The sequence below is a fragment of the Edwardsiella hoshinae NBRC 105699 = ATCC 33379 genome (assembly GCF_000474215.1).
Taxonomy (GTDB): domain Bacteria; phylum Pseudomonadota; class Gammaproteobacteria; order Enterobacterales; family Enterobacteriaceae; genus Edwardsiella; species Edwardsiella hoshinae.
In genome coordinates this window covers 120,572-140,073 of record NZ_BAUC01000004.1, presented here as the reverse complement: position 1 = coordinate 140,073, position 19,502 = coordinate 120,572, and the positions used below count along the sequence as shown (strand labels likewise).

The 19,502-nt window shown below is 60.6% G+C and carries 18 protein-coding genes and 1 other annotated feature; of the genes, 3 read left to right on the top strand and 15 right to left on the bottom strand.

The window, feature by feature from the left end; genetic code table 11:
* The first annotated feature begins 97 nt into the window (after positions 1-97).
* Complete coding sequence (locus EHO01S_RS02235; RefSeq protein WP_024522426.1) at positions 98-352, top strand: hypothetical protein; 255 nt, start codon at positions 98-100, stop codon at positions 350-352.
* 39 nt (positions 353-391) lie between these two features.
* Here the strand turns inward: EHO01S_RS02235 and EHO01S_RS02230 are convergent, their stop codons facing one another.
* The 12 genes from EHO01S_RS02230 to hisL all read right to left on the bottom strand — a co-directional run bounded on the left by EHO01S_RS02230 (position 392) and on the right by hisL (position 12,986).
* The gene (locus tag EHO01S_RS02230) at positions 392-1,606 is read right to left on the bottom strand and encodes a sugar efflux transporter (protein WP_024522425.1); all 1,215 of its coding nucleotides are present in this window, start codon (positions 1,604-1,606) and stop codon (positions 392-394) included.
* A 146-nt stretch (positions 1,607-1,752) separates the two neighbouring features.
* Complete coding sequence (gene torA / locus EHO01S_RS02225; protein WP_024522424.1) at positions 1,753-4,245, bottom strand: trimethylamine-N-oxide reductase TorA; 2,493 nt, start codon at positions 4,243-4,245, stop codon at positions 1,753-1,755.
* Positions 4,245-5,405: a NapC/NirT family cytochrome c gene (locus EHO01S_RS02220; RefSeq protein ID WP_024522423.1), complete on the bottom strand. Its 1,161-nt coding sequence runs from the start codon at positions 5,403-5,405 to the stop codon at positions 4,245-4,247. The genes torA and EHO01S_RS02220 overlap by 1 nt, the downstream gene beginning before the upstream one ends.
* Before the next feature lie 277 nt (positions 5,406-5,682).
* Entirely contained in the window at positions 5,683-6,318 is a 636-nt protein-coding gene (hisIE, locus tag EHO01S_RS02215; RefSeq protein WP_024522422.1) for a bifunctional phosphoribosyl-AMP cyclohydrolase/phosphoribosyl-ATP diphosphatase HisIE, read from the bottom strand.
* Complete coding sequence (gene hisF, locus EHO01S_RS02210; protein WP_024522421.1) at positions 6,312-7,088, bottom strand: imidazole glycerol phosphate synthase subunit HisF; 777 nt, start codon at positions 7,086-7,088, stop codon at positions 6,312-6,314. The genes hisIE and hisF overlap by 7 nt, the downstream gene beginning before the upstream one ends.
* Positions 7,070-7,807 carry a 1-(5-phosphoribosyl)-5-[(5-phosphoribosylamino)methylideneamino]imidazole-4-carboxamide isomerase gene (gene hisA / locus EHO01S_RS02205; protein ID WP_024522420.1) on the bottom strand — a complete coding sequence of 246 codons (738 nt, stop codon included), beginning with the start codon at positions 7,805-7,807 and terminating at the stop codon, positions 7,070-7,072. The genes hisF and hisA overlap by 19 nt, the downstream gene beginning before the upstream one ends.
* Complete coding sequence (gene hisH / locus EHO01S_RS02200; RefSeq protein ID WP_024522419.1) at positions 7,804-8,409, bottom strand: imidazole glycerol phosphate synthase subunit HisH; 606 nt, start codon at positions 8,407-8,409, stop codon at positions 7,804-7,806. The genes hisA and hisH overlap by 4 nt, the downstream gene beginning before the upstream one ends.
* Positions 8,409-9,488, bottom strand: coding sequence for a bifunctional histidinol-phosphatase/imidazoleglycerol-phosphate dehydratase HisB (gene hisB / locus EHO01S_RS02195; protein WP_115314480.1), 1,080 nt, complete (start codon positions 9,486-9,488; stop codon positions 8,409-8,411). The genes hisH and hisB overlap by 1 nt, the downstream gene beginning before the upstream one ends.
* A 2-nt stretch (positions 9,489-9,490) precedes the next feature.
* Positions 9,491-10,564 (bottom strand): histidinol-phosphate transaminase, encoded by a 1,074-nt coding sequence (gene hisC / locus EHO01S_RS02190; RefSeq protein WP_024522417.1) that lies wholly within the window; start codon positions 10,562-10,564, stop codon positions 9,491-9,493.
* Positions 10,561-11,871, bottom strand: a complete 1,311-nt coding sequence (hisD, locus tag EHO01S_RS02185; protein ID WP_024522416.1) for a histidinol dehydrogenase — start codon at positions 11,869-11,871, stop codon at positions 10,561-10,563. The genes hisC and hisD overlap by 4 nt, the downstream gene beginning before the upstream one ends.
* 4 nt (positions 11,872-11,875) lie before the next feature.
* Positions 11,876-12,775 (bottom strand): ATP phosphoribosyltransferase, encoded by a 900-nt coding sequence (hisG, locus tag EHO01S_RS02180; protein ID WP_024522415.1) that lies wholly within the window; start codon positions 12,773-12,775, stop codon positions 11,876-11,878.
* Between the two features lie 55 nt (positions 12,776-12,830).
* Positions 12,831-12,963: a sequence feature (His leader region), on the bottom strand.
* Complete coding sequence (gene hisL, locus EHO01S_RS18815) at positions 12,939-12,986, bottom strand: his operon leader peptide (protein ID WP_106389040.1); 48 nt, start codon at positions 12,984-12,986, stop codon at positions 12,939-12,941. (Overlaps the previous feature by 25 nt.)
* A gap of 520 nt (positions 12,987-13,506) precedes the next feature.
* Between hisL and EHO01S_RS02170 the strand changes: the two genes are divergently transcribed.
* Positions 13,507-14,337, top strand: coding sequence for an SDR family oxidoreductase (locus tag EHO01S_RS02170; RefSeq protein WP_024522414.1), 831 nt, complete (start codon positions 13,507-13,509; stop codon positions 14,335-14,337).
* A gap of 261 nt (positions 14,338-14,598) precedes the next feature.
* Here the strand turns inward: EHO01S_RS02170 and rimO are convergent, their stop codons facing one another.
* From rimO to EHO01S_RS02155, 3 genes are all read right to left on the bottom strand, one after another.
* A complete protein-coding gene (gene rimO / locus EHO01S_RS02165; RefSeq protein ID WP_024522413.1) occupies positions 14,599-15,924 on the bottom strand; it encodes a 30S ribosomal protein S12 methylthiotransferase RimO in 1,326 nt (441 codons plus the stop codon).
* Positions 15,925-16,396: 472 nt separating this feature from the next.
* Positions 16,397-17,230, bottom strand: a complete 834-nt coding sequence (locus EHO01S_RS02160; protein WP_024522412.1) for a helix-turn-helix transcriptional regulator — start codon at positions 17,228-17,230, stop codon at positions 16,397-16,399.
* A gap of 19 nt (positions 17,231-17,249) precedes the next feature.
* Positions 17,250-17,801 (bottom strand): kinase inhibitor, encoded by a 552-nt coding sequence (locus tag EHO01S_RS02155; protein WP_024522411.1) that lies wholly within the window; start codon positions 17,799-17,801, stop codon positions 17,250-17,252.
* Positions 17,802-18,268: 467 nt separating this feature from the next.
* Between EHO01S_RS02155 and EHO01S_RS02150 the strand changes: the two genes are divergently transcribed.
* Positions 18,269-19,468: a serine hydrolase gene (locus EHO01S_RS02150; RefSeq protein WP_024522410.1), complete on the top strand. Its 1,200-nt coding sequence runs from the start codon at positions 18,269-18,271 to the stop codon at positions 19,466-19,468.
* Positions 19,469-19,502 lie beyond the last annotated feature (34 nt).

Below are 19,502 nucleotides of genomic sequence, written 5' to 3'. Positions count from 1 at the left end.
GGCGCCGATTCTTTGGGCACCGACTCGGCTCTGGCCGCCCACTGGGCTGCACCCCCTAGCGTCGACCGCCCGAGGCGGAGAGGAGAAGTCATCAATGATGGAGTGTCGTGCCGCGTGCGCCGCCTGTTGTATCGCCCCATCGATATCTAGCCCGATCCCGGGATTGCCGCAGGGCAAGCCGGCGGCGATGCCCTGTCCGCAATTGGATGAGGCGTTGCAGTGTCGGCTCTTTCACTCAGCCCAGCGCCCGGCGGTGTGCGGCCAGCTCAAGCCCTGCGCCGAAATGTGTGGCGCGGACCGCGCGGCGGCGCTGGCCTATCTGCACGCATTGGAACGCGCGACCGCTCCCTGAGCGATGGCTTACGCACTGCGCGCCCGGCGATGAGGCGATCTAGGGAGCCGGCGCGTTGCTGTCCGCTGCCTGGCGATCACTTTTCATCTTCAGCATGCAGGCGCTAGCGGCGAGCAGCATCAGTAGCGACACCGGGAATACCGCAGCATAATTCCACCATTCGGCCAGTACCCCGGCGATTGAGCCGGCAATGATCCAGCCGATGCGTCCGCTGGTGGTGAACAGCGTGGTGGCCGAGCCCGCCTGTCCCGGCATCAGATCCTGAAAGTAAAGCATCCCGATCCCGGCCAGGATGCCGATGAACACCGCATTCAGTAGTTGTAAGGCTAACAGGGCCCAGGGATGCGTGATCCACAGCAGCCCGGCGTAAAACAACACCCCCGCCGCTAGCGCCAGCAACATCAAACGCCGTTTCCCCAGTCGCCCGGCATAGACGCCGGCGATCAGCATCGTCGGGATCTCTAGCCCGGCGGCGCTGCCCATCATCAGTCCCGCCAGTCGCTCCGGCAACTGTAATTGATGACTGATATAGAGTGGCATATTAATCAAATACATGCTGTTGCAGGTCCACATTAAGGTGGCGCAGATCAGCAAGAGTAACGTCTGGCGACGATTGCGGCGTGGTGCCTGGGCGCCGCCGCGCGGGGTTTCCGCGCAGCGCGGCATCGTCGGCAACCAACGCCAAACGATGGCGGCGCATAATAGAAAGGTAAGGGTGGCCGCCAGGTACATCGCGGTGAAACCCCACCCCAAGGCCATGGCGAAGGCTAACGGCGGGCCGATCACCCAGGCCAGGGAGATCTGGGCGCGCAGAATGGAGCTGAACATCACTGCCTCTTTACCGCTACGATCGGCATACTCGCGTGCTAGAGCGAACATCTGCGGATTGGCGGTGGAGCCGAAGCTGGTTAGACAGACCCCGACCACCAATAACAGCAGGTAGTTGCGATTATAGGCGAACAAGAGACAACCGAGAGCACCTAAGAGGCAGCATATCAGGATTAATAGCTTACGATCACCGCGGCGATCCGAGAGGCTGGCGAGCCATTGGCTGACGATGATACCGATCACCGCGCTGCCGGTATAAAACAGGCCGACCAGCAGCGGACTCTGGGTGACCTCGCTGGAGAGGAACAAGCTGAGGGTCGGAGTCTGGAGCGCCCCGGCGATCCCGGTGAGAAACGCGACGATCAGGAAGGCACTGCCGGTACGATCGGGGAGACGTCGCGCGAGGGCGCGGGCAAGAGTGAGCATGAAGCAACCGATAATAAACTGAAAAAATAAGAGAATATTGGGCGCGCATGTTACGCACCTTCGGGAAAAATGAAAAGGGATTTCAATATGCGACGGCGCCGGTTATCGGCGCCGTCAGAGGCTAGGTTCCACGCCCGGAGCCAGTGTTAGGCGCCGCGCGGTACGTCATGTGCGGTGTTGACTGGCGGAGTACCCTGAAACTTCTCGATCTCCAGTTGTGCCATATGGCCGCAGTTGCCCTGCGCCAGGCGGGAGGAGCCGATGTCGAAGGTCAGACAGTTGACGTTGCCGTTCTTACACAGCGAGCCGGGCTTGGCTGGATCGGCCGGATCGAACCAGGCCCCTTCGCTGATGCGTACCACTCCGGGGCGAATATCCTGAGTGACGATGGCACCAACGAGGATCTGACCGCGATCGTTCCAGGCGCGCACCAGATCGCCGTCGGCGATGCCGCGCGCTTTGGCGTCCTGCGGATGGATCAGGATCGCCTCACGATCGGCGACGGCATACTTTTCGCGTAGCGGCGTATTATCCAACTGCGAGTGCAGGCGGTTGACGGCGTGCGCGGTGCTCAACGAGAGCGGGAAGCGTTGGGCTATCTCGCTTTGATACCACTCATAGGGGGGCATCCAGGTGGGCAGGCCCTTACAGTCGGGGTAGTTCATCGCCGCGACGGTCTCCGAGTAGATCTCGATCTTGCCGGAAGGGGTGCCGAGAGGATTGAGCAGCGGATTGGCCCGGAAATCGGCGTAGCGTACCCACGCTTTGTTGGCCTCTGGGATCGGGAAGCGGATATAGTTGTTGGCCTGCCAGAACATATCGAACGGGGGGAGGGCGACGCGGGCGTTGCGTGCCTGCGCCGCCATGCCATCGTACATCCCTTTCAGCCACTGCTGCTCATCCTTACCCTCGGTGAAGGCTTCCAACACCCCGAGCTTCTCCGCCAGACCGGCGAAGATGGCAAAGTCGTTGCGCGCCTCGTGTTGCACGGGAACACACTGGTGCATCGGGAATACGTACAACTGGGAATAGTCGCCGCCCATTTCCAGATCGTTACGTTCATAGCTAGTGGTCGCGGGCAGTACGATATCGGCGTACTTGGCGGTGGCGGTCCAGTAAGGCTCGTTGACCACAATGGTTTCCGGTCGCCGCCAGGCTTCGATCAGGTTATTGGTATTTTGATGGTGGCCGAAAGGGTTACCGCCGGCGACATATACCATCTTCACATCGGGATAGGTCACCTTACCGCCGTTAAAGTCGATGGTCTTACCCGGGTTGGCCAGACAATCGGCGATGCGTGCCACCGGGATTGGCGTTGGGCTATTCTTCGGCGCATTGCCGGCCGAAATCCCCGACAAGATACCGCCACGTGCCGTGGGGCTGCCGCCGGAAGAGTAGTGGTAACTAAAACCGAAACCGCCACCGGGCAGGCCGATCTGACCAAGCATCGCGGCCACGGTGACCAGTAGCCAATGGGGTTGCTCACCGTGATGTTGACGCTGAATCCCCCAGCCCGCCATGATCATGGTGCGTTGACGAGCCATGTCGCGTGCCAGTTGGCGCAGCGTCTCGGCTTCGACACCACTGATGGCCGCCGCCCAGGCAGCATCCTTAACCACACCGTCATCCTTACCGTTCAGGTAGTCGGCGAAACGTTCGAAGCCGACGGTATAGGTGGCGAGGAAGTCACGATCGTGCAGGTTTTCGCTCATCAGGGTGTGGGCGATGCCGAGTAACATCGCCGCATCGGTATACGGATGTGGCGCGATCCATTCGGCGTTGAGCTGGGTGGTGCTGGCGCTGCGAACTGGGTCGATACTGATGATGCGTGTACCTTTCTTCTTCAACGCCTCGAAGCCAGTTTGACCGACATGATCGGGCATATTCCAGCTGTTCTCTAAGGTGATCATCGGGTTACAGCCCCAGAGCACCACCAGTTCGCTGTGTTCGATCACGTTTGGCCAGGCGGTCTGTTGTTCGTAGACCTCCATCGAGCCGACCACATGGGTCATGATGACCTGGGCCGCGCCGGTCGAGTAGTCGCCGGCGTAGCCGAGGAAGCCACCGCACAGGTTCATCAGGCGTTGCAACAGGGTACGGCTGTTGTGCAACATGCCGACGCTCTTCCAGCCATAGGAGCCAGCGTGGATGGATTGCGGACCATACTGGCGTTGTAAGCGGGCGATCTGTTCGCTGACCAGGGTTAGCGCCTGATCCCAACTGACGCGAACCCATTCGTCACAGCCACGCAGATCGGGGCGGCCATTCTGCGGGCCGCCCTCTAGGTAGTGCTTACGCACCATCGGGTATTTGATCCGGTTGGCGGCATGTACCTGATAAGGGGCCATGGTGATCAGTTCGTTAGGGTAGGGATCATCGCTGACTGGCCGTACGCCGACCATCCGCTCGTCTGCCACGATGGCCTCGAAAGCGCCCCAATGGGCGCCGGTCAGCGGCCCCTTTTGGGCCGGTTGCAGAGCGGTAAATTGTGGCAAGGCCAGGCTAATGGCTTGCGCCAGAGCCGACTTGGGCCATAGCCCGGCCAGCAAGGGAGCGCCGAGCAGGGCGGCGCTCCCGGCGAGGAAGCGACGGCGTGAAACGCGTAGCGGCGCGGCGGTAGGGGCGATTTTCTTATTCATCACTTCGTCTCCTCGGCACGTGCGGCAGACATATCGCTGGCGTGCTTTTGTACATACTGGGTCAGCAGACGCAGCTGTTCTTCATTCAGTGAGGTGCGAGAGGCCATCCCTTTGACCACACCGATCCACTGGTTAGCGGTGAACCGATCCAACGCGGTGAGGCCGTGGCAGCCGGTGCAGTTGTCGGACATCATCGTGGCGGCATAGCGCCAGATGGGTTGTTCGCTGCCGATCAGTTGAGCTTTGGGTAGCCAGACGGCGAGGCTGACGCGGTGCCAGATCAGCCCGGTTGCCGGATCGGTTTCGCTGGACAGGACTTTCACCTGTTTACGCGCAGCTTCACCCAGTAAGGCCGCTAGAATACGCTTACCTTGGGCGGCGTAGATCACCGGATTGACCCCCTCTTGCTGCCAGCCGTTGAGTTCGCCTTGAATCATATCGCCCTGGCGTTGCAGAACTCGAATCGGCGTCGACGGCATTAGGCTACCATCGTCGTGTGCCGCGGGGGTGGGGCTTAAGAAGAAGGGCTGTGTGGCGATGGCGTACAAGGTGTGAGCGCTGGCCGGCGTTTGGGCGGCGGCGGTGGCCAGTTCATTGGCGCCAGCGGCCGTTAAGGCGCTCATATCTGGCAGGATATGAGCCACCCCTTTGTGGCAATCGATGCAGGTTTCGCCCTGCTTGATAGCGACCGGATGCTGCTGCCGTGCCTCTGGGCTCTGATCGATGATATCCATCGCCGCATAGCTATGGCAGGAGCGGCAGGTCGCCGAATCATTGGCCTTCATGGTGTTCCAGACGCTTTGTGCCATGGCCAGTTTGTGGGCTTGATACTTCTCTGGGGTGTCGATCTTACCGGTGAGTTCGCCATAGACGTCCTTCAGTGCCAACACCTTGGTTTTCAGAAAGTCGAGCGGTTGTTGCGGTACGTGGCAGTCGGCACAGTCGGCGCGGATGCCGGGTTTATTCTGGAAGTGGACGCTGCCCTGATATTCCGCCAGCGGTTGTTGCATGGTGTGGCAGGAGACGCAGAACGCGGTGCTACTGGTCTTATGCAGCACAGTGACACTGGCGGCGACCAGGATGACACCGAGGATCACGCCCAGCAGCAGCAACCACGGCCAACGCCGATGGCGCCCGGAGGTGGGGTAACGATTGCTCATAGGATGGACCTTATTATTATTGGAGACGAAGGACTCTTGCCATAGGCTCCCGCGCGTGACACGCGGAGTTACACTATTTCATAATTAATCATATTACGATTTATGCGATCTAATCTTTTGAATCACAGAGGAAAGTTGGATTTCGTGAGCAACCAGGCGCTTTTTGTATCGGTCGTTAACCCGTAGATACCGCGTGTTTACACTCCGATTACCTGAGTATGCGGCGGTGGCGAATGACGCTTAAGGGAGGACGCCGCCTCGGCGGCGTCGGGAAGGATTAAGGGCGGCGGGCGTGACGTTGGTGCAGACAGTCGATGACGTCACCCAGCGACAGGCGCTGATCTTGGAGTAGCACCAGCAGGTGGTAGAGCAGATCGGCGGACTCGTTGACCAGTTCGTCGCGATCCTGCACGGTGGCGGCCAGTGCCGTCTCGACTCCCTCTTCTCCGACCTTCTGGGCGATGCGTTTGGTGCCGCTGGCGTAGAGGCGCGCAGTGTAGGAGCTCTGCGGATCGGCTTGCTTACGCGCCGCCAGTAACTGCTCTAATTGATAGAGGAAGACCCATTGCGGGCGGGCCGGGGCGAAACAGCTCTCCGTGCCGAGGTGGCAAGTCGGCCCCTGTGGTTCGGCCAGCACCAGTAATGTATCGCGATCGCAGTCCGGTGTGATGCTGACTACATTCAGCGTGTGGCCGGAGGTTTCCCCCTTGGTCCACAGGCGTTGTTTGCTGCGCGAATAGAACGTAACCTTGCCGCTGCGCTCGGTCTGCTCCAACGCTTCCGGCGTCATGTAGCCCAGCATCAACACTTGGCCGGAGGCGGCATGCTGCACGATAGCCGGCATCATGCCCTCGACCTTATTCCAATCCAGCCGCTCTTTTTGTTGTTGCGAAAGAAAACCTTGAGTCAACACAGTCGAATCTCCACACCGTTGAGCGCCAGATAGCGCTTGAGTTCACCGATTTGAATAATCTGTTTATGAAATACCGAGGCGGCTAGGGTGCCGTCGACATCGGCCTGGCTGAACGCCGCCAGGAAATGTTGCATGTTGCCGGCGCCGCCGGAGGCGATCAGTGGCACCTGACAGACGGCGCGCATCTGCGCCAACTGACGCAGATCGTAGCCGTTGCGTACCCCATCCTGATTCATCATGTTGAGGACGATCTCGCCGGCACCTCGGCGTTGCACCTCTTGCACCCATGCCTCTGTCTGCCAGGCGGTGGCACGGGTACGCGCCTCGTCGCCGGTGAATTGGTAGACCTGATAGCTGTCGCTGGCGGGGTCGTGCCAGGTATCGATGCCAACCACCACGCACTGAACGCCGAAGCGATCGGCCAGGCGCGAGATCAGTGTCGGATCGGCCAGGGCGGGAGAGTTGATGGAGATCTTGTCGGCGCCATAAGCCAGGATTTGCCCGGCATCCTCGACGCTACGGATCCCGCCGGCGACGCAGAAGGGGATGTCGATCACCTCGGCGACGCGTGCGATCCAGCGTTTATCGACGATCCGCCCATCGGCGGAGGCGGTGATATCATAGAACACCAGCTCATCGGCCCCCTCGGCGGCGTAACGCTGCGCCAGCGGCACGATGTCACCGATGATCTCGTGATTACGGAACTGTACGCCCTTAACGACCTGGCCGTCGCGCACGTCCAGGCAAGGAATTATGCGTTTTGCCAACATGCGATAGCCTCCTCGACACTCAGTTTTCCTTCCAATAACGCTCGCCCGACGATCACCCCCTGAACCCCGCTAGCGCGTAGCGCGGCGATATCGGCTAACCCGCCGATGCCGCCGGAGGATTGGAACGCCACCTGCGGGTAGCGCGCGCAGATCTGGCGGTAAAGCGCCACGTTGGCACCTTGCAACGTGCCGTCGCAAGCGATGTCGGTGCACAACACATGTCGCAGTCCCAGCGGTAGAAAGCGTTGCACCATCTGTTCCAGGGTGACGCCAGAGTCTTCCTGCCAGCCGCTGACGGCCACCCGTTTCTCGCCATCCGCGCCGATACGCACATCCAGCGCCAACACCAGCCGTTCGGCACCGAAACGGGTAAACCAGTCGGCCACCTCATTGGGCTGGCGCACCGCCGTCGAGCCGATCACCACCCGGGCGGCCCCGGCGTCGAGCAGTGCCGCCACATCGTCGGCGCTGCGTACACCGCCACCGACCTGAACCGGCACACGAAGTGCCTGTAGCAGCCGTGTCAGCATCGGCAATTGACGTTGCGCCGGATCGCGCGCGCCACTCAGATCGACCAGATGCAGCGCCTGGGCCCCCTGCGCCTGGTAGTCCAGCAAACGGGTCAGCGCATCCCCGGCGTAGTCACGCTGGCGGCCATAGTCCCCTTGATGCAGACGCACCACACTGCCATCGATAAAGTCCAACGCCGGAATGATCATGACGGCATCTCCAGAAAGTTCTGTAACAGACGCGCGCCAGCTTGGCCGGAGCGCTCGGGGTGAAACTGTACGCCGTAGAAGTTGTCGCGCTGCACCGCCGCGCTGAAGGTGTAACCGTAGTCGCACTGTGCCAGCGTGTGGGCGCCCAGCGGGTAGGCGTAGCTATGGACGAAGTAGAAATAGCTGCCGTCGGGAATGTCGCGGAACAATGGGTTGTCGGCGTGCGAAGTCACCCGGTTCCAACCGGTGTGCGGTAGCGGCAGGCCGGTGTTCGTCATCGGCACCACCGCACTGTTGATCAACCCAAGGCAAGGGACATCGCCCTCGGCGCTGCGCTTGGCCAGCAATTGCATGCCGAGGCAGATGCCAAGCACCGGTTGAGTACAGGCGCGGATCAGATCGACCAGATCGCGCTGACGCAACTGCGCCATGGCCGCAGAGGCGCTTCCGACGCCGGGCAGCAGTAGTTTGTCTGCCGCCAGTACGCGGCGGGGATCGCGACTCACCTGCGGATCATAGCCTAGCCGCCGCAGGGCATAGCCGACCGAGGCTAAGTTGGCACAGCCAGTATCCAGGATCACCAGGTTACATTTCTCGCGCATCACAGCACTCCTTTCGAGCTGGGTAGGCGGTCATCCTCGACGCGGATGGCCTGGCGTAGCGTGCGGCCGAAGGCCTTGAAGAGGCTTTCGACCCGATGGTGGTCGTTCTTGCCTTTGGTCTTTAGGTGTAGGGTGACGCCCATCGCGTAGGCGAGCGATTGGAAGAAGTGCTCCACCATCTCGCAGCTGAGGTCGCCGACGCGTTGGTGGCTAAATTCCGCCTTGAAGGAGAGATAGGGGCGCCCGGAGATATCCAACGCACAGCGTGCCAGGCACTCGTCCATCGGCAGAACGAAGCCGAAGCGGGCGATACCGCGCTTGTCGCCCAACGCGACGCGTAATGCCTCGCCTAATGCCAATGCGCAATCTTCTACCGTGTGGTGATCGTCGATGTGCAGATCGCCTTGCGCCTCAAGACGCAGACGCAAACCGCCATGGGTGGCGATCTGATCCAGCATGTGATCGAAGAAGCCGATACCGGTGCGAATATGATTATCGCCCTGGCGATCCAGCCACACCTCGGCGATGATCGCCGTCTCACGCGTGACACGCTCGACGCGGGCATGACGATCGCGACGGGTTAGACGCGCGGCGATCTGAGGCCAGTCGAGGCTGTCGCCATCGCCCGGATCGGCGGCGTAGCGTAGGCCGTTGATCCCCATGTTACGAGCTAACTGCATATCGCTCTCGCGATCGCCGATCACCCATGAGGCGTGGCTGTCGAGGACGCCGGGCTGTAGATAGGTGGCGACCAGCCCGCAGGCTGGCTTACGGCAGGTGCAACCGTCTTGCGGCAGGTGTGGGCAGATCAACACCTGATCGAAGATGATGCCCTGTGAAGTGAAGATCTGCATCATCAGATTATGCGGGGCGTCGAAGTCCGCTTGTGGGAAGCGCTCACTGCCGAGTCCGTCTTGATTGCTCACCATGACCAGACGGTAGCCGGCCTGTTGCAGGCGTAGCAGTGCCGGGATGACGCCCGGCATCAGCGCCAGCTTGTCCAGCCGGTCGACCTGAAAATCCTGTGGCGGCTCGACGATCAGCGTACCGTCGCGATCGATAAACAGATATTTCTCCATGATTACTCGCTCTCCTGGCTGTAACGGCGCAGTACTGTGAGAACCCGCTGATGCTCGGCGTCGCTGCCAACGGTGATGCGTAGGCAGTTGGCCAACGCCGGCTGGCGGCTCTGATCGCGCAGAATGATGCCCTGTTGCCACAGGGCCTGGAAAATCTGGGCGGCTTGGTCACTGCGGAAAATAAGATAGTTCCCCTGAGAAGGATAGACCTCTTGAATACAGTCACAGCGCAATAATTGGCTGATCAGCGCCTGGCGTTGCGCGATGATGTAAGCCACTCGCTCCCGCATGGCGGCGATCCCGGCCGGTGCGGTCGCCTGCGCCGCGATGTCGGCCACCGGCGACGGCAGGGGATAGGGGGCGATCACCTTCTGCAAGAGTGCGATGATCTCGGCGCTGGCGAGGGTGAAGCCGCAGCGCAGTCCTGCCAGGGCAAAGGCCTTAGAGAGGGTTCGCAACACCACCAGGTGAGGGTAGTCGGCGAGCCAGGACACCACACTGGCGGCGGGGGCGAACTCGATGTAGGCCTCATCCACCACCACCAACGCCCGCCCGGCGGTCAGCGTCAGCAGGCGACGCAGCGCCTCAGGGTCGAGTAGATTACCCGTCGGGTTGTTCGGACTACAGACAAACACCAGTTTGACGCCATCGAGGGCGGCGGCAATGGCGGTGAGATCCAACTGCCAGTCGGCATCCAGGGCCACGCAACGTTGTTCGACACCACAGGTCTCGGCACTGACGGCGTACATACCGTAGGTAGGCGGGCAGTAGAGCATCGCGTCACGTCCCGGTTCACAGAAGGTACGGATCAGCAACTCGATGCCTTCGTCGGCGCCACGGCTGACCAACACTTGCTGCGCGTCCACACCGGCGTAGGCGGCATAGTTGCTGACTAACTCGACTGGCTGACACGCGGGATAACGGTTAAAGGCATCGCTGCGCAGTGGGTAGCTGACCGGCTGCGGGTATTCGTTGGCGTTGAGCCAGACGTCGCCTTGGCCGCCGAGACGGCGGGCGGATTGGTACGGGGTCAGGCGCTGAATATTCTGGCGCGCCAGTGCGCTGATCGGTTTCATGCTTGGCTCTCCCGGATGGCGGCAACCCGAAGGCTGACGGCGTTGCTGTGGGCGTCGAGGCGTTCCGCCTGTGCCATAATTTCGACCGTCGATGCCAACGCCAGCAGGCCAGCGGGGCTGAGTTGTTGCACGGTCATGCGTTTTTGGAAATCGGCCACGCCCAGGCTGGAGTGAGTGGCGGTATAGCCATAGGTCGGTAGTACATGGTTGGTGCCAGAGGCGTAATCGCCAACTGACTCCGGCGACCAGTCGCCGAGAAAGACTGAGCCGGCGCTGGTGATACTGTCGACCCATTCGGCGGCGTCGCGCGTCTGGATGATCAGGTGCTCCGGGCCGTAGCGGTTGCTGATCGCCACACATTCGGCTAACGAGCCGGTCACGATCAACCGGCTCTGCGCCAGCGCCTGGCGTGCGATGGCGGCACGCGGCAGTTGCGCAAATTGGCAGTCGAGTTGGTCGGCGACACGCTGAGCCAAGACGGCATCCGGTGTCAGCAAGATCACCTGCGAATCGGGGCCGTGCTCCGCCTGGGAGAGCAGGTCGGCGGCGATAAAGCGCGGATTCGCGTGTTCATCGGCGATTACCAGCACCTCGGAGGGACCGGCGGGCATATCGATGGCCACCCCCTGTACCTGCTGGCTGACCTGGCGCTTGGCTTCGGTGACATAGGCATTGCCGGGGCCAAAGATCTTATCGACGCGGGGGATCGACGCGCTACCGTAGGCCATGGCGGCGATCGCCTGGGCGCCACCGACCTGGAATATCTCGCTGATGCCGCACAGACTGGCGGCGTAGAGGATCGCCGGATCGATAGGCGGCGGAGAGCAGAGGATCACCCGGCGGCAGGCGGCAACACGCGCCGGAACGCCTAGCATCAGGACCGTGGAGAGCAGTGGGGCGCTACCGCCAGGGATATATAGGCCGACGGTATCCAATGGGCGGGTGAGCTGACGGCAGATTACGCCCGGTTGGGTTTCGACTTCGATGGCGCGCGGCAGTTGAGCACGGTGAAAGAGGGCGATGTTATCCGCCGCCTGACGCATGGCGCGCTTAAGCGCCTCCGGCAGGACGTCCGCAGCGGCATCACGCTCCTGTGGCGTCACCTGCAATCGACTGGGGGCGACGCGGTCGAAGCGTTGGCTGAGGCGCTGAAGTGCGGCGTCGCCGTCTTGGCGAACCTCCTCGAGGATTGCCGAGACATCGGCGCTAATCTGGGCGGCCGCCTCGATGGCCGGGCGTTGTAGCAGGGCCTGCTGCTGTTCGGGGCTACAGGCTTGCCATTCGATCAGGGTAGCAAAGTGGCTCATGCTTTTACTCCATCATCTTTTCGATCGGTAACACCAGAATCGAGCTGGCGCCAAGGGTTTTGAGCTGTTCCATGGTTTCCCAGAACAGGGTTTCGCTGCTGACCATATGCATCGCGACGCGTTTCTGGTCGCCGGCTAGCGGTAGCAGGGTCGGTCGTTCGGCCCCCGGTAATAGCGCCATGATCTCGTCTAGACGATCGCTCGGCGCGTGTAGCATGATGTATTTCGATTCACGCGCCTGGATCACCCCCTGGATGCGGGTCAGCAGACGGTCGATCAATGCCTGCTTGGCCGCAGCCATCTCCCCCTCTCGCTGGATCAGGCAGGCCTTCGAACGGTAGATCACCTCGACCTCACGCAGGCCGTTGGCCTCCAGCGTGGCACCCGTAGAGACCAGGTCACAGATGGCGTCGGCCAGACCGGCGCGCGGCGCCACCTCGACCGAGCCATTGAGCAGACAGGATTTGAAGCGTACGCCCTGTTGGTCGAGATAGCGTTTGAGCAAGTGGGGATAGGAGGTGGCGATGCGGCAGTCTTGCAGGCAGCGCACGCCATCGTAAGGGGCATCGAGCGGCATCGCCAACGACAGACGGCAGGCGCCGAAGTCGAGGCGGCGCAGTAGTGTGTAGCGCGCATCATCGCCCTGTGCGCGCCGGGAGAGTAACTCCTCCTCCAGCACGTTCTCGCCGATGATGCCCAGATCGACTACACCGTCCATCACCAGGCCGGGGATATCGTCGTCACGCACCCGCAGGATGTCGATAGGCATGTTCTCGGCGAAGGCGATCAGGCGTGGCTGATGCAGGTTGATTTTGATCCCGCAGCGGGCCAGCAGCGCCTGAGAGTCTTCGCTCAGGCGGCCGGATTTCTGCATGGCGATGCGTAAACGTGTCTTGTCCAACATGGTGGTAACCCCTTACTTGCCAACCGTTGTGGCTGGCGCCAGTGAATGATGAACAACAAAAAAGCCCTCGGAAGAAGATCTTCCGAGGGCTTTTTCACATCTTGCGTCTGCCGCCACTGGAAGATCCGTTGACCGTCTTCCAGCACTCATCCGCCTGAAAGAACTAGTCAGGATGATGATGGTGGTGGTGGTTAAACAGTACGCGAGTCAGCATGATGATGTCCGTATTACTTGGTGGTGCCGTTATTCAGTAATGCATCGCGGTTACGATGCTGCGCATTATGCGCTCAGTGATTTTTAACCTAAACCAATTGGGACATGGATGGCAAGCGCTTTTTTTGCCCGTCGCGGGACGGGGGCCCGCCATCCAGTGGCGACGCCAGACGCCGGTGAATGTGTGTGGCGTTCACCTTGTGAGACGGCGGGGAGACAGGTCGCGTGAGTCGGGACTGAGGGCGCGAATCGCGTCCCCGGCGGATGGATGCAGGAGTACGTCATATATGCGGGCACGATTCACACAGTAAGCACGAGAGCGCAAGCGTTGACTGTTATCGTGAGGGCGCGTCGCCAAGCCGATGAGGCGGGGAGCGGCGGCTGGGGCCGATGACCATCATCACGGTCGTCGCTCTCGCCATTGCGAGTAACAATTGTCTAACCGCCCTGGGCAGCGTAGCCTTAGAGGCGTATCACCCGGCGACGGGGTAAGACGAGGCCGAGATGAGGAGAGGGCAATGAAGCGAGTGGCTATCGTAGGGTTAGGGTGGTTAGGCATGCCGCTGGCGTTATCGCTACTGGCGCGCGGCTATCAGGTGGTGGGCAGTAAGACTACGTCGGATGGCGTTGAGGCGGCGCGGTTGAGCGGCGTGGCGTGTTATCCGTTGCTGCTGGCACCGCAACTGGAGTGTGACGACGAGGATCTGGCGCAGTTGCTGCGGGTTGATGCCTTGGTGATCACTCTGCCGGCTAATTGCGGTGATGACGGGGGTGTCGCTTACCGTCAAGCGGTGCGTCAGTTGGTAGACAGCGCGTTGGGCTATGGGGTGGCACGCATTATTTTCCTTAGCTCAACCTCGGTGTATGGCGATGTGGTCGGCGAGGTGAATGAGGATACGCCGTTATTGCCCACCAGCCTGGCCGGTAAGGCGCTGGCCGATCTGGAGCGCTGGCTGCATGATCTGCCTCATACTTCGGTTGACGTGTTACGCCTGGCTGGTTTGGTGGGCGAAGGACGCCATCCGGGGCGTTTCCTGGCGGGGAAAACCGATTTGCCGGGGGGAAACGCCGGCGTGAATTTATTGCACCGCGACGATGCGATCGCGGCGATCCAACTGTTGCTCGAACAGCCACACGGGGGGCATGTCTATAACCTATGCGCACCGCATCATCCGGCGCGTCAGCAGTTTTATCCGCCGCTGGCTCGCGCCCTCGGTTTGACGCCGCCTCAGTTTCGCGCGACTCACGCAGAGATGGCGATGGGCAAGTCGGTGGATGGCTCGCGCATCAGCCATGAGCTGGGCTTTATCTATCGCTACTCCGATCCTAACGTCATGCCCTATGAGTAAGGCGAATACGCCGCCCAGAGGGCGGCGTTATTTTTTACCAATGGTGTTTTTTTGTCTCAGGGAGTAAAAAAGGACATCGCTTTATGCTGGGGAGTGGTAAGTTAAATACCGAAAATGGCTGTTTACCACGATGGGTTGCCGAGACAGCGCATTTTATGCGAAATGTTTTAGCAAACGCCTGGGGGATAGGGTAAGCGGGAGCAAAGATGGTTAGCGTGGATGGCGGAAATGGTGCGCCGTTGGCACAGCGCACCATAAGAATTAGGCTAGTGAGCCCCACATGTCATATTCATCGGTGTTTTCGATGGTGACATTGACGATATCGCCCGGTTTAACCCCGCGCTCGCCATTCAGATAGACCACCCCGTCGATCTCCGGCGCATCGGCCATGCTGCGTCCGATGGCGCCTTCTTCATCCACTTCGTCGATGATCACCGGCAGGGTCAAGCCGACTTTCTCTTGCAGACGTTCGGCGGAGATCTGCTGCTGCAACTGCATGAAGCGGTCATAACGTGCCTGTTTGATCTCATCCGCTACCTGATCGGGCAGAGCGTTGGCCGCCGCGCCTTCGACCGGGCTATACTGGAAACAGCCGACGCGATCCAGACGTGCTTCACGCAGGAAGTCCAACAGCATCTGGAAGTCCTCCTCGGTCTCGCCGGGGAAGCCGACGATGAAGGTTGAACGCAGCGTCAGCTGTGGGCAGATCTCGCGCCAGCGCTTGATACGCTCTAAGGTGCGCTCAACGGCGCCGGGGCGCTTCATCAGCTTGAGAATACGCGGGCTGGCGTGTTGCAGCGGAATATCCAGATAGGGCAACAGTTTGCCTGCGGCCATTAACGGAATGACGTCGTCCACATGCGGGTAGGGGTAGACGTAGTGTAGGCGTATCCAGACCCCCAGCGTCGCCAGTTGTTCGCACAGGCTCAGCATGCTGGTCTTGACGGGTTGGCCGTTCCAGAAGCCGGTGCGTTGTTGAATGTCGGCACCGTAGGCCGAGGTATCTTGCGAGATCACCAGTAGCTCTTTGACGCCGGAATCGACCAGACGTTTGGCCTCATCCAGTACCGCCCCGATGGGACGGCTCTCTAGATCGCCTCGCAGAGAGGGGATGATGCAGAACGCACAGCGGTGGTTACATCCTTCGGCGATCTTCAGGTAGGCGAAGTGTTTCGGCGTCAGCTTGACACCCTGCTCCGGAACCAGGCTGGTGAAAGGGTTGTGCGGCGGTTTGGCAACATACTTGTGTACGTGGTGCAGTACTTGCTCATAGCTATGCGGTCCGGAGATCTCCAGCACCTTGGGATGTACCTCGCGGATCTGGTTCTCTTTGGCGCCCAGGCAACCCGTCACGATGACTTTCCCGTTTTCATTCAGCGCCTCGCCGATGACCTCCAGTGACTCCTGTACCGCACTGTCGATGAAGCCGCAGGTGTTGACGATGACCAGATCGGCGTCTTCGTAGGTAGGAACGACCAGGTAGCCTTCGGTACGCAGTTCCGTCAGGATGCGCTCGGAGTCGACCAGGTTTTTCGGACAGCCAAGGGAGATAAAGCCGATCTTCGGCTGGCGGGATTGATTGCTCATAGCGTAAAAATTCATCGTGTCTGGTTATGATAGGGCAGGGATTTTACAGCGCCCTGCGCTGAATTTGTACCGCTATTTATCCCGTTAGCCCAGTGCGTGCCTTTCTTGCTCTCCGGTATCAGGCCCGTGCGGCGTACCACGAGATGAGGCAATCATACCGATGCACCGACCCGCTTCGGGGACGTGTTACCTTGTCGCTTTTCCTGTTGCTGGCCAGCGCAACGTTAGTCGGTCATCGCTAGCGCGCCTGTGACTCTCATGTCTTTATGCAACAAGCGCACATCGTTTCGCGACTGTGGAGGCGTTATCGCCGACCTTGGCTAACATGGCGTCTCTCGCGGCATGTCGTGGCGATACCGCCATAAATGGAGGCGATGTTTACGACGGTCAGCGTGTTAGTTATAAATCAAAGCCCAAAGCCCAAAGCCCAAAGCCCAAAGCCCAAAGCCCAAAGCCCAAAGCCCAAAGCCCGTTAGGCCTGGATATTGCTGGCTCGCGGAGTGTCGGGGTGGCGCAGGGCTTGGCGCAGGGCGCTCGGTGTTAGGCCGTAGCGGCGCACGAAGCGGGCGGTGAAGCGTGATGGGCTGGCGTAACCGCTCTGGCCGGCGATGTCACCGATCGGGGTATTCCCCGACTGGATCGCCAACAACGCTTGGCCGAGGCGGACTTCGTCGAGAATGTCGCGAAAACTTTTGCCTTCGGCGCTGAGACGCCGGCGCAGGGTCGACTCGGCCATGTGCAGGCGTTGGGCGACCTCGCCGGCTTGCCAGAGGTGGGCCGGATCGAGCAGTAACAACTGTTGGATCTGCTCTGTCAGCCGATCGTGGCGCTCATGCAGCAATAGCGCGCTGTGACCGCTGGGTTGAAGCGCCAACAATAGCCCTTCGGCCAGGTGGTTAAGCAAGGGCGGGGCCAGGGGGAGGCGTAGCCCCTGCATCAGTTGTTGCCAGAGTAGCGTCAGCGTCGGCGTCATCGCCAGACAGCACGAGACGGACGCCCGGGCGGGGGGCGTTACCTGGGGATAACGGCGGCGAAACTGTTGTAACAGCGTGGTTGGCAGATAGAGCATCTCGGCACGATAGTAGCCGCCCCCTGTCTGGTTCGCCATGCACACCTCGCTACCGCCGGGAAACAGTACCAGCGAAGCCTCACCGGCGACTTCGCAGCGTTCGCCCCATTGAATGGTCTTACTGCCTTGGCGTACCAGGCAGAGCGCCGGACTGAACAGGGTGACACGCCGCAGCTGGTGGCTCTGGCGGGCGCTGATTTCTTGCAGCGTCGGAACAGGGATGACGGGCTGTGGCATGTCGCGTACTCTCCGGATCTTAGTGGCCGTATACCGGCACCAACTGGGCAGTTGCCAGTTTGTTGGCGTTCAGCATAAAACCAACCAGGGCACCGCTGGAAGCATTATCGATCGGTAACTTGTCGGTCTTCAGCGCCCAGACGGTGAAATGGTAGCGGTGCGGTTTATCGCCAGCCGGCGGGCAGACGCCGCCGAAACCGGCATAACCAAAGTCGTTGCGCCCCTGTACCGCGCCGCTCGGGAGTTGGGTGCTGTTCTGCGCCCCGGCGTTAGCCGGCAGGTGATGGACATCGGCCGGAATGTTGACCACAGTCCAGTGCCACCAGCCGCTGCCGGTCGGTGCATCGGGATCGTAGGCGGTAATAGCGAAGCTCTTGGTGCCTTTCGGCGCGCCGGACCAGCTCAGCGCAGGCGAACGGTTATCGCCTTGGCAGCCGAAACCAGCGAACACCTGCTGATTGCTCATCTGCTGGCCGGCATGCATATCCGGGCTGCTCAGGGTGAAGTCTTGGGCGTGTACCGGCAGGGAAAGCAGCGCCAGGGCTGCCAAGGAAACGGTGGTCTTAGTCATGGAATAGCTCCTCTGTGATGATGCGGATAGCCTACCCGAGTCAGCGTGCCGATGTTGTGCCGAAACGCTCTGGGATTGTGCCGAATCGCTCATTCGATGCCCCTTACTCGGCGCATAATGACCGTTCCAGCATAGTAATCCGTGTGACGGCGTGGCATACGGTGACGGGCGCACCGCACTATCTGCACAGGCCTGCGGACGAAGTGATAACGAAGAAAAATGTGTTCCCGTCCACAATCGTGCGTCAAGAAGTGTCTTTATATGGAAAAAATCCCGTTGAGGGCGCGATAACGGCGTGAAATGTCATAAAATTAACGCATGTTTTTCTCGGCAGGATTGTCCGCCGGGTGGAGGAGGGCGGAGTCCCTCTCCCGCTATACGGCGCCGCTGCCAGCCATACTTCAGGCGCCTTGCCGTCGGCAAGGACGCGTTGTTTGATCATTTGAATGGATACATTGGTCTTAATCATGAAGAATCGTGCGCTTACGCTTTTCCTCCGCCGGCTGACGCTGGGGGCGGGTGTTACATTGGTTGCCTTACCGTTGTTCGCCGCCGAGCCGGCGCCGCCGCAGATCAACGCTAAGGCCTACATCCTGTTGGATTATGACAGTGGTCGCGTGTTGGCGGAGGGGAATGCGGATCAGCGTCTCGACCCGGCTAGCCTGACCAAGATCATGGCCAGTTATGTCATCGGTCAGGCGTTGAAGTCCGGCAAGATCACCCCCGGTGACATGGTGGTGGTCGGAAAGGACGCCTGGGCGACGGGCAATCCGATGCTGCGGGGCTCCTCGCTGATGTTCCTAAAACCGGGAGATCGCGTACCGGTCGCGGAGTTGAACCGCGGGGTGGTGATCCAATCCGGTAACGACGCCAGTATCGCGCTGGCGGATCACGTGGCCGGTAGTCAGGACGCCTTTGTCAACCTGATGAACAAGTATGTGGCGTCCTGGGGGCTGAAAAATACCCATTTCCGCACCGTTCATGGCCTGGACTCGGAGGGGCAGTATAGCTCGGCGCGCGACATGGCGCTGATTAGCCAGCACCTGATTGCCGATGTGCCGGACGAGTACCAACTGAATAAAGAGAAAGAGTTCACCTTCAACAAGATCCGCCAGACTAACCGTAACCGCCTGCTGTGGGACAGTAGTCTGAACGTGGATGGGGTGAAGACGGGCTTTACCAATGGCGCCGGGCATAACCTGGTGGCCTCGGCCACCGACGGCCCGATGCGTTTGATCTCGGTGGTGCTTGGCGCGCCGAGCGATCGGGTGCGCTTCGAGGAGAGCAAGAAGCTGTTAACCTGGGGCTTCCGCTTCTACGAAACGGTGACCCCGATCAAGATAGGCCAGCCGTTTACCACCCAGAAGGTATGGTACGGCGAGCGCAGCGAGGTCGCACTCGGGGTCGATAAGAGCGCGGCGGTCACCATCCCGCGCGGGCAGATGAAGGATCTCAAGGCCAGCTATACCCTAACCCAGCCGACGCTGGAGGCGCCGCTGAAGAAGGGGCAGGTGGTCGGCACCATCGACTTCCAGCTCAATGGCAAGAGCATCGAGCAGCGTCCGCTGGTGGTGTTGGAGGCGGTGCCGGAGGCGGGCTTCTTTGGCCGCATCATCGACTTTATTCTGCTGAAACTGCATAACCTGTTCGGCGGTTGGTTCGGCTAAACACGTTTTTAGCCCGCAAGATCGCTAAAAAAAT

Bases quoted from the DNA above. Each gene is read 5' to 3' on its own strand.
- EHO01S_RS02235 (WP_024522426.1), top strand. From the start codon at position 98: ATGGAGTGTCGTGCCGCGTGCGCCGCCTGTTGTATCGCCCCATCGATA.
- EHO01S_RS02230 (WP_024522425.1), bottom strand. From the start codon at position 1,606: ATGCTCACTCTTGCCCGCGCCCTCGCGCGACGTCTCCCCGATCGTACC.
- torA (WP_024522424.1), bottom strand. From the start codon at position 4,245: ATGAATAAGAAAATCGCCCCTACCGCCGCGCCGCTACGCGTTTCACGC.
- EHO01S_RS02220 (WP_024522423.1), bottom strand. From the start codon at position 5,405: ATGAGCAATCGTTACCCCACCTCCGGGCGCCATCGGCGTTGGCCGTGG.
- hisF (WP_024522421.1), bottom strand. From the start codon at position 7,088: ATGTTGGCAAAACGCATAATTCCTTGCCTGGACGTGCGCGACGGCCAG.
- hisA (WP_024522420.1), bottom strand. From the start codon at position 7,807: ATGATCATTCCGGCGTTGGACTTTATCGATGGCAGTGTGGTGCGTCTG.
- hisH (WP_024522419.1), bottom strand. From the start codon at position 8,409: ATGCGCGAGAAATGTAACCTGGTGATCCTGGATACTGGCTGTGCCAAC.
- hisB (WP_115314480.1), bottom strand. From the start codon at position 9,488: ATGGAGAAATATCTGTTTATCGATCGCGACGGTACGCTGATCGTCGAG.
- hisC (WP_024522417.1), bottom strand. From the start codon at position 10,564: ATGAAACCGATCAGCGCACTGGCGCGCCAGAATATTCAGCGCCTGACC.
- hisD (WP_024522416.1), bottom strand. From the start codon at position 11,871: ATGAGCCACTTTGCTACCCTGATCGAATGGCAAGCCTGTAGCCCCGAA.
- hisG (WP_024522415.1), bottom strand. From the start codon at position 12,775: ATGTTGGACAAGACACGTTTACGCATCGCCATGCAGAAATCCGGCCGC.
- EHO01S_RS02170 (WP_024522414.1), top strand. From the start codon at position 13,507: ATGAAGCGAGTGGCTATCGTAGGGTTAGGGTGGTTAGGCATGCCGCTG.
- rimO (WP_024522413.1), bottom strand. From the start codon at position 15,924: ATGAGCAATCAATCCCGCCAGCCGAAGATCGGCTTTATCTCCCTTGGC.
- EHO01S_RS02160 (WP_024522412.1), bottom strand. From the start codon at position 17,230: ATGCCACAGCCCGTCATCCCTGTTCCGACGCTGCAAGAAATCAGCGCC.
- EHO01S_RS02155 (WP_024522411.1), bottom strand. From the start codon at position 17,801: ATGACTAAGACCACCGTTTCCTTGGCAGCCCTGGCGCTGCTTTCCCTG.
- EHO01S_RS02150 (WP_024522410.1), top strand. From the start codon at position 18,269: ATGAAGAATCGTGCGCTTACGCTTTTCCTCCGCCGGCTGACGCTGGGG.